Source organism: Escherichia sp. HH091_1A (assembly GCF_030295175.1).
Classification (GTDB): Bacteria; Pseudomonadota; Gammaproteobacteria; order Enterobacterales; family Enterobacteriaceae; genus Escherichia; species Escherichia coli_F.
In genome coordinates this window covers 3,842,190-3,857,700 of sequence record NZ_AP025747.1, presented here as the reverse complement: position 1 = coordinate 3,857,700, position 15,511 = coordinate 3,842,190, and the positions used below count along the sequence as shown (strand labels likewise).

Here is a 15,511-nt window from a genome sequence, read left to right as displayed (position 1 = left end):
TGATGCGATGCTGGCGCATCTTATCAGGCCTACGGGGGGGTAGGGCACGCCACATCCGGCAATCGGTGATTAATCCAGTTGGGTAATATCAAAAGCGGCGCGGTCGATCACCGCAATGATCTTTTTTATTTGTGCATCAGTGATATCGCTCTGGTTGACGCGTAAATCCAGCACCGCTTTAAAATTATCCAGTGCCCGCTTCATTTGCGGGTTCTGACGGAGTGCAGCACCAACGCAACGCGCTTTGATGCGTTCTTCGATCATCTCCACCTGTTCGCGGTTTTCTTCCAGCCACTGCGCGCCCTGTTCGGTCAGCGCAATCTGCTTCTTACCACCTTCCTCTTCGCGGATGGTAATTAGCGACTGCTCCTGAAGAAAATCCAGCGTCGGGTAGATGACGCCCGGGCTTGGGGTGTAATTTCCCTGGGTCAGATTTTCAATCGCTTTAATCAATTCGTAACCGTGGCTGTCATCGCGCGAGAGAATATCCAGAATCACCAGACGCAATTCGCCGTGACCAAAGAAACGTTGCCGTCGACCGCCGCCGCGACCGTGGCGACCACCACAGCATTGACCGTGTTCATGCTGGTGACCGTGTCCACAGTGTTCGTGTTCTGATTTCTCACCTTTGCAGCAGCCTTCATGACGTGGCTGGCCTTCATGTTTACAACACCCTTCGTGATGATGGCTCATATCAGCCTCCTTTTGCTTAATTAGATATATCTAATTTATATCTGATATGAGCGCTCTTGCAAGTGTAAAAATGATTTTTAAACGTGGACTCATCTCACACGTAGGCCGGATAAGGCGTTCACGCCGCATCCGGCGTTGAGTAATGATGCCTGAGAAGAGGCGGTTCGTCTTATCAGACTATAGACATATCAATTCTACAAATCGCTTGCATTTATCATGATTAACAATCATTATCATTTACGAAAATTATTTAGATATATCTGATTACCATCACGAAGGCGATAACAATGAATAACTCCCCCCGCTACCCGCAGCGCGTTCGCAATGATCTGCGCTTCCGTGAACTGACTGTGTTACGCGTTGAGCGTATCAGTGCCGGTTTTCAGCGCATTGTCCTCGGCGGCGAGGCGCTGGACGGTTTTACATCGCGCGGCTTTGACGATCACAGCAAACTCTTCTTTCCTCAATCTGACGTTCACTTTGTGCCGCCAGCGGTAACGGAAGAGGGGATCGTCTGGCCGGAAGGACCACGCCCACCGTCGCGTGACTATACGCCACTGTATGACGAACAACGTCATGAACTGGCGATCGATTTCTTTATTCACGACGGCGGAGTCGCCAGCAGCTGGGCGATGCAGGCGCAACCGGGCGATAAACTCACGGTGGCAGGGCCGCGCGGTTCGCTGGTGGTGCCGGAAGATTACGCGTATCAGGTGTATGTTTGCGATGAGTCCGGAATGCCGGCACTGCGCCGCCGCCTGGAAACGTTGAGTAAACTTGCCGTTAAACCGCAAGTTACCGCGCTGGTCAGCGTACAGGATAACGCCTGTCAGGATTATCTCGTGCACCTTGATGGTTTTAATATCGAATGGTTGGCGCATGATGAGCAGGCGGTAGACGCACGCCTGGCGCAGCTGCAAATCCCTGCCGATGATTACTTCATCTGGATAACCGGCGAAGGCAAAGTCGTTAAGAATTTAAGCAGCCGCTTTGAAGCGGAACAGTATGACCCACAGCGGGTACGCGCAGCGGCTTACTGGCACGAAAAGTAACTGATATATAAAAAGAAAAAGGCTGACGATTTCTCGTCAGCCTTTGCTATATCTGGTGGCCCCTGCTGGACTTGAACCAGCGACCAAGCGATTATGAGTCGCCTGCTCTAACCACTGAGCTAAGGGGCCATGGTAGCGGATTATAAAGTAACTCCGTGTCGCAATCCAGCCATTACCGCTCGCCTGCTGTTTTTATAAACAATGTATTTTCAATCCGTTATACTTTTCCTGGTGATGTTAGAAAGGAGTAAATATGGTTGAGGATATTTTGGCTCCAGGGTTACGGGTTGTGTTTTGCGGTATCAATCCTGGTCTTTCATCCGCCGGAACTGGTTTTCCCTTTGCTCATCCGGCAAATCGCTTCTGGAAGGTGATATATCAGGCTGGGTTTACCGACCGTCAGTTGAAGCCGCAGGAGGCACAGCATCTGCTGGATTATCGTTGTGGTGTCACCAAACTTGTAGACCGTCCAACAGTGCAAGCCAATGAAGTTTCAAAGCAGGAGCTGCACGCAGGCGGGCGTAAGCTGATTGAAAAAATTGAAGATTACCAACCACAAGCGTTGGCAATTCTGGGCAAACAGGCGTTTGAGCAAGGATTCAGCCAACGCGGTGCACAGTGGGGGAAGCAAACGCTCACTATTGGTTCGACGCAGATTTGGGTACTGCCAAATCCCAGCGGTTTAAGTCGCGTTTCACTGGAGAAACTGGTTGAGGCGTATCGGGAACTGGACCAGGCGCTGGTAGTGCGTGGGCGATAAAAAACGCCACCGAAAAGGTGGCGTTTGTGCAAAGGGAAAAGTGCCGGATGTGGTGTAACGCCTGATCCGGCCTACCGATTAATCGTCCAGGAAGCTACGCAGTACTTCAGAACGGCTCGGGTGACGCAGTTTACGCAGCGCCTTCGCTTCGATCTGACGGATACGTTCACGGGTAACGTCGAACTGTTTACCCACTTCTTCCAGCGTGTGGTCGGTGTTCATATCGATACCGAAGCGCATACGCAGAACTTTCGCTTCACGCGCGGTCAGGCCAGCCAGCACGTCGTGCGTTGCCGCACGCAGGCTTTCGGTAGTCGCAGAATCCAGCGGCAGCTCGAGGGTAGTGTCCTCGATGAAATCACCCAGATGCGAATCTTCATCATCACCGATCGGCGTTTCCATGGAGATTGGCTCTTTGGCGATCTTCAGCACTTTGCGGATCTTGTCTTCCGGCATCAGCATACGTTCAGCCAGTTCTTCCGGCGTCGGCTCGCGGCCCATCTCTTGCAGCATCTGGCGAGAAATACGGTTGAGCTTGTTGATAGTCTCAATCATATGCACCGGAATACGGATGGTGCGCGCCTGATCCGCGATAGAGCGGGTGATCGCCTGACGGATCCACCAGGTTGCGTAGGTGGAGAACTTGTAACCACGGCGATATTCGAACTTATCTACCGCTTTCATCAGGCCGATGTTACCTTCCTGAATCAGGTCAAGGAACTGCAAGCCACGGTTGGTGTATTTCTTGGCGATAGAAATAACCAGACGTAAGTTCGCTTCAACCATCTCTTTCTTCGCACGGCGGGCTTTCGCTTCACCGATGGACATACGACGGTTGATATCTTTAACCTGCTCGATGGTCAGGCCTGTTTCTTCTTCAATCTGCTGCAGTTTCTGCAGGGCGCGATGCACTTCTTCAGAGACATCGTGCAGTTTTTCCGACCACGGCTTGTTCATTGCAATTGCCGCGTTGAACCAGGTATCGCTGGTTTCGTTGCCGGTAAACAGGGTAATGAAGTTTTTCTTCGGCATTTTGCACTGCTCAACGCAGAGCTTCATGATCAGACGTTCTTGCGTACGAACGCGGTCCATCATGACGCGCATGCTGTTGACCAGGTAGTCAAACTGCTTCGGTACCAGGCGGAACTGTTTGAATACTTCAGACAGTTTCAGGATCTCTTCCTGAGCGGCTGCGTGACTGCGACCTTTCGCTTTGATGGTGTCACGCGTTACAACGTACTGAGCGCGCAGTTCCGCAAATTTTTCGCGAGCCAGTTCCGGGTCGATGCTGTTGTCATCATCGGCGCTGTCGTCATCGCCATCTTCTTCGTCTTCATCTTCGTCATCGTCCAGATCTTCCTGGGAAAGCTCAGAACCGACGTGAGTGGCGGTAGGTGCCAGATCTTCTTCTGCGTTCGGGTCAACAAAGCCGGTGATCAGATCGGACAGACGCGCTTCTTCTGCTTCAACACGATCGTACTGTTCCAGCAGATAGGTGATCGCTTCCGGATATTCAGCAACGGAGCATTGAACCTGGTTGATCCCGTCTTCAATACGCTTAGCGATGTCAATTTCGCCTTCGCGGGTCAACAGTTCAACGGTGCCCATTTCACGCATGTACATGCGTACCGGGTCAGTCGTGCGCCCGATTTCAGATTCCACGCTGGAAAGCACCTGCGCGGCGGCTTCGGCAGCATCTTCGTCCGCGGTGTTTTCAGCCAGCATCAGATCATCGGCATCCGGTGCTTCTTCCATCACCTGAATGCCCATGTCGTTGATCATTTGGATGATGTCTTCGATCTGATCTGAATCGACGATATCTTCCGGCAGATGGTCATTGACCTCGGCATAGGTCAGATAGCCTTGCTCCTTACCACGGGTGACAAGAAGTTTCAGCTGTGACTGCGGGTTTTGCTCCATAAGACGGTATCCACACTTATTTCATGAGGTTGGTGTTGGGCGATTGACCCGCTGTCCTTCAGCCGTTAACGCTGAAATCCAACGGTTATTTACCGCCAACGATAATTACGAGGGCGTACTTATATATTTGCCGCTGCCTCTCAGTGCGGCTGTCGGGGGCTTCCCGATCGCTCTTCGGCACTTAAGCCGTTAAATTACTTTTTCGCCAGCTCCTGGTTTAATGTCCAGAGCTCCAGGCGTTCTTCGTTGCTTAAACCATGCGTGCGCTCACGAGCGATTAACTCTTCCTGGCGCAGTTCAAGCAGCGAATCAAACATATGGTTGAGTGAGTCGGTGAAGGTTTGCTCAGCAATATTCCTATCTGCTATATCGTCCCACATCGACAGTTTTTCAAGGGTGGCAGCATTATTTGTACCACGATAGTGCTCTAAAAGTTGCCCGGTGGTCAGACCTGGCTGAGAGAGACAAGTGTTGACCAGTTCTCTGAATAAGCCAAGTCCAGGGAGCTTATTTTCATCCAGATTCTCAAGCGGCGGGACCAATGTCGCTAATTCTGGATTTTGCACCAGCAACCCTATAAGTATACGCATGGTCGTGCGTTTTAGCTGTGGAACAGGGCGAGAAACGCTGCTCTCCGTCGCTTTTGGCATTAATCGTTCAAGCTGGCTGTCATCAAGTATGCCTAATTTGTTGCCTAATTCCTGACGAAGATATATTCGCAGCGTTTCGCCCGGCACCTGCGATATCAATGGCAGTGCCAGCGTACTCAAACGTGCGCGCCCGTCAGGGGTACTCAGATCAACTTGCGGCATCAGACTGTTAAACAGAAATGCGGAGAGCGGCATCGCCTGCTCCATCCGCGCTTCAAACGCTTCTTTACCTTCTTTGCGCACCAGCGTGTCAGGGTCTTCGCCATCAGGCAAAAACATAAAACGTAGCTGCCGTCCGTCTGTCATGTAAGGCAACGCCGTTTCCAACGCTCGCCAGGCAGCATCGCGACCGGCACGGTCGCCGTCATAACAGCAAATGACATTGTTGGTCGCGCGGAACAACAACTGAATGTGATCGGCAGTGGTTGACGTGCCTAACGATGCGACGGCGTAATTAATGCCGTATTGCGCCAGCGCCACCACGTCCATATAGCCTTCGACCACAAGCAGACGATTGGGTTCAGCGTTATCCTGCTGCGCCTCATAAAGACCGTATAGCTGGCGGCCTTTATGGAAAATATCGGTTTCCGGCGAGTTCAGGTATTTGGGGGTATCGTTGCCCAGCACGCGCCCGCCAAAACCAATTACCCGACCGCGTTTATCGCGAATGGGGAACATCACCCGCTCGCGGAAACGATCGTAACTGCGCCCCTGATCGTTGGTGACCAACATGCCCGAATCAATCAATGACTGACGATTTTCTGGATTACCGCCAAACCGTTTCAGGACGTTGTCCCAGCCGGGGGGCGCAAAACCAATCGCAAAGCGGGCGATAACCTCGTGGCTTAGTCCGCGTTTTTCCAGATACTGGCGCGCAGACGTGGCTACAGGTTGCTGTAAAGATTGTTGGTAAAACGTATTCAGACCGTCCATCAACTGATAAAGCGTTTGCCGTTGATGGCGTTCGATCTGACTGGGGCCGCTGCCTGCTTCAAATGGCACTTCAAGATTGTGCATTGCCGCCAGCTCTTCGACCGTTTCGACGAACTCGAGCTTGTCATAGTTCATCAGGAAGTCGATCGCGTTGCCGTGCGCGCCACATCCAAAGCAGTGGTAAAACTGTTTCTCACCGTTAACGGTGAATGACGGGGTTTTCTCGTTGTGGAATGGACAACACGCGTGAAAATTCTTGCCCTGCTTTTTCAGCTTTACACGGGCATCGATCAGATCGACGATGTCAGTGCGTGCCAGCAGATCATTAATGAATACGCGTGGGATTCGTCCAGCCATAGGCCCCGATTTTTAGCAATTCATAAACGAAAATAAGCCGCGCATTCCTTTCGGAAGCACGGCCTTACAACTACAACTCGGTCTGATCGGAGAGCAACGCTCTCGGGGAATTAGTACAGACGAGTGCGGCGTGCGTTTTCGCGAGCCAGTTTCTTCGCGTGACGTTTCACTGCAGAAGCTTTAGCGCGCTTACGTTCGGTAGTCGGTTTTTCATAGAACTCACGACGACGAACTTCCGCCAGAACACCTGCTTTTTCGCAGGAACGCTTGAAGCGACGCAGAGCTACGTCGAACGGCTCGTTTTCACGTACTTTAATTACCGGCATGTGCCTCTCACCTTTGATTAATTCGGTTTGCCGCTGGCATCAACGCCAGCTTATTTCAAAATGGTGCGGAATTTTACTGCAATTGCTGCTGCTTTGTAAAGCACCGCGGCCTTTTTTGAAAGGGACTTTTATAAGGGTGAGGAGTATACACGAGGCTTTCTCCAGGGGCGAACAAAGTTTTACATCAACCCGCATTGGTCCTACACTGCGCGGTAATAAAGCGAGGTAAAACAAGTCATGCGTGTACTGGGTATTGAAACTTCCTGCGATGAAACCGGCATCGCCATTTACGACGATGAAAAAGGTTTGTTAGCCAACCAATTGTATAGTCAGGTGAAATTGCACGCTGACTACGGCGGCGTCGTGCCTGAACTGGCCTCCCGCGATCACGTGCGTAAAACCGTACCGTTGATCCAGGCGGCGCTGAAAGAGTCCGGTTTAACGGCAAAAGACATTGACGCCGTGGCCTATACTGCAGGCCCTGGATTAGTCGGTGCGCTGTTGGTTGGCGCAACGGTCGGGCGTTCGCTGGCGTTTGCCTGGAACGTTCCGGCGATCCCGGTACACCATATGGAAGGGCATCTGTTAGCGCCGATGCTGGAAGATAACCCACCGGAATTTCCGTTTGTGGCGCTGCTGGTTTCCGGCGGTCATACGCAGTTAATCAGTGTGACTGGCATTGGTCAGTACGAGCTGCTCGGAGAGTCTATCGATGATGCCGCCGGTGAAGCGTTTGATAAAACCGCGAAACTGTTAGGGCTGGATTATCCTGGCGGGCCATTACTGTCGAAAATGGCGGCTCAAGGTACTGCCGGGCGCTTTGTCTTCCCGCGCCCGATGACCGACCGTCCGGGGCTGGATTTCAGCTTTTCTGGTCTGAAAACCTTTGCGGCGAACACGATTCGTGACAACGGCACCGACGACCAGACGCGTGCTGATATCGCCCGCGCCTTTGAAGATGCGGTGGTCGATACGTTGATGATTAAGTGTAAGCGAGCGCTGGATCAGACGGGCTTTAAGCGACTGGTAATGGCAGGCGGCGTGAGTGCTAACCGCACGTTACGGGCGAAGCTGGCTGAAATGATGAAAAAACGCCGTGGCGAAGTGTTCTACGCGCGTCCGGAATTTTGTACTGATAACGGCGCGATGATCGCCTATGCCGGAATGGTGCGGTTTAAAGCAGGCGCGACGGCGGATCTCGGCGTTAGCGTGCGTCCGCGCTGGCCGCTGGCAGAGTTACCGGCCGCGTAAAACTATTAGGTGCCGGAGAGTCACTTCCGGCACCGTCCTCACTTAAAGCAACACCACGGGCATCCACAGTAAGCCGGTAATCACCAGCAACACGAGGAATATCAGCCCAAAAATTGCACCCAGTCGCCAGTAATCCACCGTTGGCAGATAACCACTACCGTAGTAAATCGGACTGGGTCCGGTGGCGTATGGTGTAAGAATGCTCCCCAGACCAATGGCCGCGCCAACCATCAGGCAGAACACGGGAAGCGGGATTTCCGGCATCGCCAGCGCGGCGGCAATCATCATCGGCGCGAGAGCGGAGGTATACGCCGTGGCGCTGGCAAAGAAGTAGCGTAGCAGATAAAAGACCACAATCAACGCCACCATCACCATCGTTGGCGAATAACCGCTTAAGCTGCCTGCTAACAGTTTGCCAAACCAGCTAATAAAACCGGTGTTGTTGAGTCCGGTAGCGAGGGTGATAAGCGAGGCCAGCCAGAAGAAAACGTTCCACGCCGCTTTATTACTGACAATATCGTCCCAGCAGATAATGCGCAGAAGCAGCATCAGTGCCACCACGCTGTAACCGACCATCGCGGCATCGATATAATCACCGCCGAAAATCCACAGCACCAGTGCGCCTACCATCAGCCCCAGCATCCGTTTTTCACGCGAACAGAGCGGGCCCATTGCCTGCAGTTCCGTCTCTGCCCAGCGTGGCACCTGATCACCAGACTTCAGTACCGGCGGGTACAGCACGTAAGCCAGCCAGGGAACCAGCAGAACCAGTAAAATGCTGAGCGGCAACATGCCGAGAAACCAGTCGCCCCAACTCAGTGTGGCGTGAGATGCGCTTTTCATCAGGCCAATTAACAGCAAGTTAGGTGCCATCGCCGTCAGGAAAATGGCGCTGGTCACACAGTCGGCAACAATCCCCATCCACATGATGTACGAGCCAATGCTGCGCGAACTGCTGTCGTTTGGTTGTGATTGATAGAGCGGTGGCAGGTTACGGATGATGGGATAGATAATCCCCGCACCGCGCGCTGAGTTGGACGGTGTTACAGGTGCCAGGATCAGCTCGGAGAACATCACCGCATAGCCGAGAAACAGCGTACGATGCCCCATCTTTTTCACCAGAATCAGCGCGATACGTCGCCCCAGCCCGGTTTTTTCATAGCCTGTGCCAAACATAAAGGCGGCGAAAATCAGCCAGATAACCGAATTAGAAAAACCAGAAACCGCCCAGGAGAGGGATTTGGCGGTGAACTTAAAACCTGGCTGGGCGAGCTGCTCCGGGCTAAACAGCAGCCACGGCGAGAGAATGGCGATAATGGAGATACCCACCATCGCCACCACGGCACCCGGCACGGGTTCGAGGATCAGTCCAACGATCACGCCAGTAAAAACGGCAAAGTAGAGCCAGGTATGACTCTCCAGCCCTGCGGGAACCGGAATTAGAGCAATAATGGCGATGACCGCCAGCGGCGCAAGGTATCGCCACCATTCAGTGGAAGGTTTCATCGTGTTATGCCTGCGAAAAAGGAGAGGGGGTGAGCCTCTCCGGGAGGGTTATTTGATGTAGTGGACGTGCTCGCAAATCTCTTCCACGATGGGATCGCGGCGTTCGGCGAACAGCTTTTTGTTTTCGGCTATCAGGTTGTTGCCGTGGGTATCAATAGAGACAATCAGCGGACCGAACTCTTTGACCCGGCAGACCCACAGCGACTCCGGCATCCCGAGTTCTGTCCAGTGCACCTCTTCAATCTCTTCCACCTGGGTTGCCGCCAGTACTGCGCAGCCTGCCGGGAAAATCACATGCAGCGCCTTGAATTTCTGGCAGCCTTCTTCGGTCAGCGGCCCCATTCCGCCTTTGCCGACCACCAGTTTCACGCCGGTCTGTTCGATAAATTCACGTTCAAAACTTTCCATACGCATACTGGTTGTCGGGCCGACGGATACCATCTCCCATTTGTCGCCGTTTTTGCGCACGATGGGGCCAGCGTGGAAAATCGCTTTGCCGTTGAGATCGTAAGGGATCGGACGTTTGAGTTCGATCAAGCGACGGTGACAAACGTCACGGCAGGTTACCAGCGTACCGGTCAGGTAGATCACATCGCCGACGCGAATATCTTGCAGATCTTCAGCTTTGATCGGGGTTGTCAGGATCTTTTTCATAACGCGCTCCGGGTGTGAGACAGATTTTCAAAGGTGAGATCGGCATGAACCAGCAGTGTGCCGCGACGATGCGCCCAGCAGCCGGTAGAAACAGCAACGCCGATGGTTGACGGATGGCGGGCGGCAGATTCGATATGTACGCCCATCACTGAACTGTTGCCAGTCAGCCCCTGTGGACCAATCCCCAGACGGTTGAGTCCTTCTTCCAGGCGTAGTTCCAGCTCTGCCGCTTTTGGATTGGGATGGCGGCTGCCAATCGGGCGCAAAATGGCTTTACGTGAGAGCACAGCGGCGGTTTCCACCGAGGTGGCGATGCCCACGCCTACCAGTACCGGTGGACAGGCGTTTACGGCGAGGGTGGAGATATTTTCGAAGACGAATTTCACTACGCCTTCGTAGCCTTCCGACGGCATTAACACTTTCGAACGACCAGGCAACGTGCAGCCGCCGCCTGCCATGTAAACTTCGATTTCCGCATCGTCACCGTCGGGGACGATATCCCAGGTGACCCACGGTACGCCGCTGCCGGTATTTTTGCCGGTGTTCACTTCGTCAAAAATTTCTACCGCATTGTGACGCAGTGGCGCTTTGACGGTTGCCTCTTCCACGGCTTGCTTAAGAATGCTTTGCAGCTCGCCAAGCAGTGGGAAACGGGAACCGACCTTAACAAAAAACATGATTTCGCCGGTGTCCTGACAGGCAGGACGATTCAGGTCGATTGCTTTTTGCATGTTGTCGAACATCGTGTGGTAGATGATTTTCCCCATCGACGACGTTTCGGCATCCTTTAGCTGTTTTAGTTTGTCCACCACGTCATCGGGCATTCGGGTAGAAATCATGGCGGTAAAGTTAGCGACAATCTCCGTCAACTTATTCACTGCCTGTTGCTTATTACTTTCGCTCATCATGGCAACTCCAGTTTATGTATTTGTCTGGAAAAATTCACCGCCACAAACTACCACTAAAAATGTGGTTTTATATTTTTTGCCGCCGTGAATATGTAATTCACAGTTCGTGAATCAACGCGAAAATAAGAATGAATATTGCGCCAGAGCAGGGAATGGCAATGTTTTGCGAAATACACTGCGCTTATCACAACTGCGGATAATTAACGATGCTGAATAGCTGGCCTTTAGCCAAAGATTTGCAGGTACTGGTAGAAATCGTCCACAGCGGGAGTTTTAGTGCTGCAGCGGCGACGCTTGGGCAAACGCCTGCATTTGTCACCAAGCGGATCCAAATCCTTGAAAATACGCTGGCAACAACGCTGCTGAACCGCTCCGCCCGCGGCGTGGCGCTGACTGAAAGTGGCCAACGTTGTTACGAGCATGCGCTGGAAATCCTCACCCAATATCAGCGACTGGTCGATGACGTCACGCAAATCAAAACGCGCCCGGAGGGGATGATTCGTATTGGCTGTAGTTTTGGTTTTGGGCGCAGCCATATTGCGCCAGCTATTACCGAACTGATGCGCAATTATCCTGAGTTACAGGTGCATTTTGAATTGTTCGATCGGCAAATTGATTTAGTGCAGGATAATATTGATCTGGATATTCGTATTAATGACGAAATTCCTGATTATTATATTGCGCATCTTTTGACAAAAAATAAACGAATATTATGTGCAGCACCTGAGTATCTGCAAAAATATCCGCAGCCACTATCCTTGCAGGAATTAAGTCGTCATGACTGTCTGGTGACCAAAGAGCGTGATATGACCCACGGAATATGGGAGTTGGGGAACGGTCAGGAGAAAAAATCGGTGAAGGTAAGCGGGCACCTTTCCTCCAATAGCGGCGAGATTGTGCTGCAATGGGCGCTGGAAGGAAAAGGAATTATGCTGCGTTCTGAGTGGGATGTTTTACCGTTTCTGGAGAGTGGCAAACTGGTGCGAGTATTGCCGGAGTATGCACAAAGCGCCAATATCTGGGCTGTTTACCGGGAGCCGCTCTATCGCAGCATGAAATTACGTGTCTGCGTGGAATTTCTGGCGGCATGGTGCCAGCAGCGGCTGGGCAAGCCCGACGAAGGCTATCAGGTTATGTAGACTCGCGAAAAATCACTCAGGATCCTTTTCGCGCTTTCTTTTGAATTTCGTCCAGATTTTTGTCTCCTGACGACGCCACAGACGCTGGATGTTGTCATGATGGCGCAGCAGGATCAGGCATGAGAGCATCGAAACCGGGAAGGTGAATTGTGGCTTAAACCACCAGACGTAAAATGGAGCAATCAGTGCGCTGACAATCGCTCCCAGCGACGAGTATCCGCTCAATAGCACGGTCAGTAACCAGGTTCCCGCCATTACTCCGGTGAGATCCCAGCCAATTGGTGCGATGGCACCAAAAGCGGTAGCAACGCCTTTTCCTCCTTTAAAACCGAAGAAAACGGGCCAGATGTGTCCAAGGCAGGCGGCGATGGCAATTAAGCCTAGCCAGAAGGGGCTGACACCTAATTCATACGCGCCCCAGACGGGCAACATTCCTTTCAGAACGTCGAAAATCAGTACTGCTACGGCTGCTCCCTTGCCACCGATACGTAACACATTGGTTGCGCCAGGATTACCGGAGCCGCTGGTTCGCGGATCGGGCAGCCCACACAAGCGGCAAACCAGAATGGCACTGGAAATGGAGCCGCAGAGGTACGCGATGAGGATCATTCCAGGCGCGATTGCACTCATAAGCTGTTCCGTTTTGAAAATTCGTGTTCAACGATGAATCTGTGGATAATACGCACATTTCGCCGGAAGTGGTATCCGGTTAGCCAAAAAGCAGGCAGGACGTGATGGATATTGTATTTATAGAGCAACTTTCGGTAATCACCACTATTGGTGTTTACGACTGGGAACAGACCATCGAACAGAAGTTAGTGTTCGATATCGAAATGGCGTGGGATAACCGTAAAGCGGCGAAAAGTGATGATGTGGCGGATTGCCTCAGTTACGCTGACATTGCAGAAACGGTAGTCAGCCACGTCGAGGGCGCGCGTTTTGCGCTGGTGGAACGTGTGGCGGAAGAGGTGGCGGAGCTGCTGTTAGCACGCTTCAACTCGCCGTGGGTGCGTATCAAACTCAGCAAGCCAGGCGCAGTGGCGCGGGCGGCGAATGTTGGCGTCATCATTGAGCGTGGCAATAATCTGAAAGAAAATAATTAATTTTACAGCTGTTAAACCAAACGGTTATAACCTGGTCATACTGCAGTAGTTTGGACAAGCGTTACATTTTTATAATTTAGGGGTTTATTGATGAGCGATATGCACTCGCTGCTGATAGCGGCAATATTGGGTGTGGTCGAAGGATTGACAGAATTTCTGCCGGTATCCAGCACGGGCCATATGATTATTGTCGGTCACTTGTTGGGATTTGAGGGCGACACGGCGAAAACCTTTGAAGTCGTGATCCAGTTAGGATCAATTCTGGCGGTAGTAGTGATGTTCTGGCGGCGTCTGTTTGGCCTGATTGGCATTCACTTTGGTCGTCCGCTGCAACACGAAGGAGAAAGCAAAGGCCGTTTAACGCTGATCCACATTCTGCTTGGCATGATCCCAGCGGTAGTACTGGGGCTGTTGTTCCACGACACGATTAAGTCGTTGTTTAATCCAATAAATGTGATGTATGCGCTGGTCGTTGGCGGTCTGTTGCTGATTGCCGCCGAATGCCTGAAACCAAAAGAACCGCGTGCGCCGGGTCTCGATGATATGACCTATCGTCAGGCGTTTATGATTGGCTGCTTCCAGTGTCTGGCGCTGTGGCCGGGTTTTTCACGCTCCGGGGCGACCATATCTGGCGGGATGCTGATGGGCGTGAGCCGTTACGCGGCTTCCGAGTTCTCGTTCCTGCTGGCGGTGCCGATGATGATGGGCGCAACGGCGCTCGATCTCTACAAAAGCTGGGGCTTCCTGACAACTGGCGATATCCCGATGTTTGCCGTTGGGTTTATCACTGCCTTCGTAGTGGCGCTGATAGCGATTAAAACCTTCCTGCAATTGATTAAGCGCATTTCGTTTATACCGTTCGCCATTTATCGCTTTATTGTGGCGGCTGCGGTGTATGTTGTGTTCTTTTGATTGAGGAATAGTGTCGGATATGACGCTTGTGCGTCTTATCCGACCTGGCCGGTGTTTGCAATAAATTGAAATTCAAGTGCTTAATCAGGCTTTGGACAACGTTGTTCCTTCCAGCTGGCTACCGCCGCAATCCGCCGTCGGGTCAGCTCCTCGCGAATCTCCACACCTTTAAATCCCGCTTCAACGACGTCTTTTGTCGGCACTGACTGCGCCACTTCCCAGGCTTCGCGCAACCAGCGGCCTTGCGGGTAGTCCGCTGATTCAAAACCGGTTCTGCCGCGCACATCAGCCTCGCTGGTCAGCGCCAGTTGCTCGACACGCTGCGGTTTACGCCAGGCGTCGATGGAATCAAATAGTTTGACGATGGTTTTTGGGTTCAGCATTGGGAAGGTGTGGATGAGATCATGAAACTCAGCCACCAGTCTGGCTAAATCGCGAATTTCATTTGGCACGCGCAGACGCTGGCATAGTTGTTCCACTAACTTCACACCCGCCGGGCCATGACCATGATGACGCGGCCAAAGTTCTGGCGGCGTCAGTCCTTTACCGAGATCGTGGCATAGCGTTGCGAAACGGACATCGACCTGCGGACTTAGCATCGCCGCCATTGAGAGCGTCATTAAGGTGTGAATACCTGTGTCGATTTCCGGATGCCACTTGGCAGGGGCCGGAACGCCAAACAGGGCGTCAATTTCCGGGAATAAAACGCGCAGTGCGCCGCAATCGCGCAGTACCAGGAAGAACACCTGGGGATTGCGGGTAGTGAGGGCGCTTTCCGTCTCTTTCCACACCCGTTCAGGCGTCAGGTGTTCCAGTTCACCCGCGTGGGTCATCTCGCGCATCAGCGCCAGCGTTTCATCAGCAATACGAAAACTGAGGTGGGCATAACGCGCAGCAAAACGCGCCACGCGCAGTACACGTAACGGATCTTCGCCAAAAGCGGGGGAAACATGGCGCAACAGACGATTTTGCAGATCGCCCAGACCATTGTACGGGTCGATAATCTCGCCGTCATCGTTCTGGGCTAGTGCATTAATGGTCAGATCACGACGCTTAAGATCATCTTCCAGCGTGACATCTGGTGCGGCATAGCAGGTAAATCCGGTGTAACCGGAACCGGATTTCCGTTCGGTACGTGCCAGCGCATACTCTTCATGCGTTTGCGGATGCAGAAAAACAGGAAAATCGCGGCCTACCTGCTGGTAGCCCGCGTCGAGCATCTCCTGTGGCGTACTACCGACTACCACCCAATCTCTGTCTTTGACCGGTAGCCCTAACAATGCATCCCGAACAGCACCACCGACCAGATAAATCTTCACGCCATCATCCCTTCGTCAAATACACAAT

At 52.6% G+C, this 15,511-nt stretch carries 15 protein-coding genes and 1 tRNA gene; 6 read left to right on the top strand and 10 right to left on the bottom strand.

The annotated features are described in order from the left end of the window. Nucleotides 1–69 precede the first annotated feature (69 nt). The gene (gene nfeR, locus QUF14_RS19375) at nt 70–693 is read right to left on the bottom strand and encodes a DNA-binding transcriptional regulator NfeR (protein WP_000018005.1); all 624 of its coding nucleotides are present in this window, start codon (nt 691–693) and stop codon (nt 70–72) included. A 287-nt stretch (nt 694–980) separates the two neighbouring features. Here nfeR and nfeF point away from each other — a divergent pair, with 287 nt between their 5' ends. Beyond that, the gene (gene nfeF, locus QUF14_RS19370; protein WP_001065913.1) at nt 981–1,745 is read left to right on the top strand and encodes an NADPH-dependent ferric chelate reductase NfeF; all 765 of its coding nucleotides are present in this window, start codon (nt 981–983) and stop codon (nt 1,743–1,745) included. Nucleotides 1,746–1,798: 53 nt separating this feature from the next. Here the strand turns inward: nfeF and QUF14_RS19365 are convergent. Further along, a tRNA-Ile gene (locus QUF14_RS19365) sits at nt 1,799–1,874 on the bottom strand. A 124-nt stretch (nt 1,875–1,998) separates the two neighbouring features. On the opposite strand from QUF14_RS19365, the gene mug reads away from it, so the two are divergent. After that, on the top strand, nt 1,999–2,505 hold the full coding sequence (mug, locus tag QUF14_RS19360) for a G/U mismatch-specific DNA glycosylase (RefSeq protein WP_000228932.1): 507 nt from the start codon (nt 1,999–2,001) through the stop codon (nt 2,503–2,505). Nucleotides 2,506–2,583: 78 nt separating this feature from the next. Here the strand turns inward: mug and rpoD are convergent, their stop codons facing one another. The 3 genes from rpoD to rpsU form a co-directional block, all read right to left on the bottom strand. Continuing rightward, a complete protein-coding gene (gene rpoD / locus QUF14_RS19355; protein WP_000437371.1) occupies nt 2,584–4,425 on the bottom strand; it encodes an RNA polymerase sigma factor RpoD in 1,842 nt (613 codons plus the stop codon). Between the two features lie 194 nt (nt 4,426–4,619). Next, nucleotides 4,620–6,365 (bottom strand): DNA primase, encoded by a 1,746-nt coding sequence (gene dnaG, locus QUF14_RS19350; protein WP_000918850.1) that lies wholly within the window; start codon nt 6,363–6,365, stop codon nt 4,620–4,622. A 110-nt stretch (nt 6,366–6,475) separates the two neighbouring features. Then, nucleotides 6,476–6,691, bottom strand: a complete 216-nt coding sequence (gene rpsU / locus QUF14_RS19345; RefSeq protein ID WP_001144069.1) for a 30S ribosomal protein S21 — start codon at nt 6,689–6,691, stop codon at nt 6,476–6,478. 237 nt (nt 6,692–6,928) lie between these two features. On the opposite strand from rpsU, the gene tsaD reads away from it, so the two are divergent. Next, on the top strand, nt 6,929–7,942 hold the full coding sequence (gene tsaD / locus QUF14_RS19340; RefSeq protein WP_001264365.1) for a tRNA (adenosine(37)-N6)-threonylcarbamoyltransferase complex transferase subunit TsaD: 1,014 nt from the start codon (nt 6,929–6,931) through the stop codon (nt 7,940–7,942). Between the two features lie 42 nt (nt 7,943–7,984). On the opposite strand, the gene ttdT is transcribed toward tsaD, so the two are convergent. From ttdT to ttdA, 3 genes are read right to left on the bottom strand one after another with little or no spacing between them, the layout of a single operon-like run. Beyond that, the gene (gene ttdT / locus QUF14_RS19335; RefSeq protein ID WP_000804924.1) at nt 7,985–9,448 is read right to left on the bottom strand and encodes an L-tartrate/succinate antiporter; all 1,464 of its coding nucleotides are present in this window, start codon (nt 9,446–9,448) and stop codon (nt 7,985–7,987) included. Nucleotides 9,449–9,496: 48 nt separating this feature from the next. Beyond that, nucleotides 9,497–10,102: a L(+)-tartrate dehydratase subunit beta gene (gene ttdB, locus QUF14_RS19330; RefSeq protein WP_000722957.1), complete on the bottom strand. Its 606-nt coding sequence runs from the start codon at nt 10,100–10,102 to the stop codon at nt 9,497–9,499. Further along, nucleotides 10,099–11,010, bottom strand: coding sequence for a L(+)-tartrate dehydratase subunit alpha (ttdA, locus tag QUF14_RS19325; protein WP_000986806.1), 912 nt, complete (start codon nt 11,008–11,010; stop codon nt 10,099–10,101). The genes ttdB and ttdA overlap by 4 nt, the downstream gene beginning before the upstream one ends. A 206-nt stretch (nt 11,011–11,216) precedes the next feature. On the opposite strand from ttdA, the gene ttdR reads away from it, so the two are divergent. Continuing rightward, nucleotides 11,217–12,149 (top strand): L-tartrate utilization transcriptional activator TtdR, encoded by a 933-nt coding sequence (gene ttdR / locus QUF14_RS19320; RefSeq protein WP_000935203.1) that lies wholly within the window; start codon nt 11,217–11,219, stop codon nt 12,147–12,149. A 12-nt stretch (nt 12,150–12,161) separates the two neighbouring features. On the opposite strand, the gene plsY is transcribed toward ttdR, so the two are convergent. Beyond that, nucleotides 12,162–12,779, bottom strand: a complete 618-nt coding sequence (gene plsY / locus QUF14_RS19315) for a glycerol-3-phosphate 1-O-acyltransferase PlsY (RefSeq protein WP_001272796.1) — start codon at nt 12,777–12,779, stop codon at nt 12,162–12,164. 104 nt (nt 12,780–12,883) lie between these two features. Between plsY and folB the strand changes: the two genes are divergently transcribed. After that, nucleotides 12,884–13,252, top strand: a complete 369-nt coding sequence (gene folB, locus QUF14_RS19310) for a bifunctional dihydroneopterin aldolase/7,8-dihydroneopterin epimerase (RefSeq protein WP_001295541.1) — start codon at nt 12,884–12,886, stop codon at nt 13,250–13,252. A 90-nt stretch (nt 13,253–13,342) separates the two neighbouring features. Further along, the gene (gene bacA, locus QUF14_RS19305; protein WP_001305111.1) at nt 13,343–14,164 is read left to right on the top strand and encodes an undecaprenyl-diphosphate phosphatase; all 822 of its coding nucleotides are present in this window, start codon (nt 13,343–13,345) and stop codon (nt 14,162–14,164) included. Nucleotides 14,165–14,244: 80 nt separating this feature from the next. On the opposite strand, the gene cca is transcribed toward bacA, so the two are convergent. Further along, nucleotides 14,245–15,483, bottom strand: a complete 1,239-nt coding sequence (gene cca / locus QUF14_RS19300) for a fused tRNA nucleotidyltransferase/2',3'-cyclic phosphodiesterase/2' nucleotidase/phosphatase Cca (protein WP_000708518.1) — start codon at nt 15,481–15,483, stop codon at nt 14,245–14,247. Nucleotides 15,484–15,511 lie beyond the last annotated feature (28 nt).

Excerpts from the sequence above, each read along its gene's own strand:
- rpsU (WP_001144069.1), bottom strand. The coding sequence starts at position 6,691 with ATGCCGGTAATTAAAGTACGTGAAAACGAGCCGTTCGACGTAGCTCTG.
- tsaD (WP_001264365.1), top strand. The coding sequence starts at position 6,929 with ATGCGTGTACTGGGTATTGAAACTTCCTGCGATGAAACCGGCATCGCC.
- ttdB (WP_000722957.1), bottom strand. The coding sequence starts at position 10,102 with ATGAAAAAGATCCTGACAACCCCGATCAAAGCTGAAGATCTGCAAGAT.
- plsY (WP_001272796.1), bottom strand. The coding sequence starts at position 12,779 with ATGAGTGCAATCGCGCCTGGAATGATCCTCATCGCGTACCTCTGCGGC.
- ttdA (WP_000986806.1), bottom strand. The coding sequence starts at position 11,010 with ATGATGAGCGAAAGTAATAAGCAACAGGCAGTGAATAAGTTGACGGAG.
- dnaG (WP_000918850.1), bottom strand. The coding sequence starts at position 6,365 with ATGGCTGGACGAATCCCACGCGTATTCATTAATGATCTGCTGGCACGC.
- ttdT (WP_000804924.1), bottom strand. The coding sequence starts at position 9,448 with ATGAAACCTTCCACTGAATGGTGGCGATACCTTGCGCCGCTGGCGGTC.
- nfeR (WP_000018005.1), bottom strand. The coding sequence starts at position 693 with ATGAGCCATCATCACGAAGGGTGTTGTAAACATGAAGGCCAGCCACGT.
- nfeF (WP_001065913.1), top strand. The coding sequence starts at position 981 with ATGAATAACTCCCCCCGCTACCCGCAGCGCGTTCGCAATGATCTGCGC.
- bacA (WP_001305111.1), top strand. The coding sequence starts at position 13,343 with ATGAGCGATATGCACTCGCTGCTGATAGCGGCAATATTGGGTGTGGTC.
- rpoD (WP_000437371.1), bottom strand. The coding sequence starts at position 4,425 with ATGGAGCAAAACCCGCAGTCACAGCTGAAACTTCTTGTCACCCGTGGT.
- folB (WP_001295541.1), top strand. The coding sequence starts at position 12,884 with ATGGATATTGTATTTATAGAGCAACTTTCGGTAATCACCACTATTGGT.
- mug (WP_000228932.1), top strand. The coding sequence starts at position 1,999 with ATGGTTGAGGATATTTTGGCTCCAGGGTTACGGGTTGTGTTTTGCGGT.
- ttdR (WP_000935203.1), top strand. The coding sequence starts at position 11,217 with ATGCTGAATAGCTGGCCTTTAGCCAAAGATTTGCAGGTACTGGTAGAA.